Annotated in this window: 1 protein-coding gene; it reads right to left on the minus strand. The window is 72.9% G+C overall.

From position 1 onward, the window contains the following. The coding region (locus tag IE200_RS20505; protein ID WP_191281346.1) for a DUF222 domain-containing protein at window positions 1-547 on the minus strand (547 nt) is incomplete at both ends.

A 547-nucleotide genomic window follows, 5' to 3' on the forward strand; every position in this document is an offset into this window, starting at 1 on the left:
GATCGGCTGTCGGGTCGGCGACCGCGAGGTCGTATCGCTTGATCGTCTCGGCGACGAGGCGGTCGAGCTGCGCTGGCCCGATCCTGCCGGCGACGGCGGCGACCTGCGCGTCGACGAACCCCGCCGCTTCACGGGTGAGCGCGGGCGAGGTGTGGATGGTGGTCTCGGCCACGGACCGGGCCCGCCACGCAGGCACCCGCCCTGCGTGGACCTGCGCCCACAGCCGCGGCAGGCGGTGGCGCAGCTCGAGCGCGTGCCCGATGAGCTTCTTCGCCGCCATCGAGCTGATGCCGAGGACGGTGCCGAGCTCGGCGACGCAGAACTCCGCCACCAACGGCGCACCGTCGCCGGCGATGGGTTCCTCGTGCTCACACCCCGGGACAGTGAACGACGCGGCGGAGTGGATGGACTCCGGCGGGTGGAGGTCGGCCCACCGCGCGGCCAGGTCCAGCTGCTCTGCTGCTGCCTGGTTCTCGACGTCGCGGGCGGACCGGATCGAGGCGAGCAGGTCGGAAGCGGCGGTGAGGACGTCTGCCTCACCTGCTCC

This window comes from Nocardioides flavus (ex Wang et al. 2016), from assembly GCF_014653115.1.
GTDB lineage: Bacteria > Actinomycetota > Actinomycetes > Propionibacteriales > Nocardioidaceae > Nocardioides > Nocardioides flavus.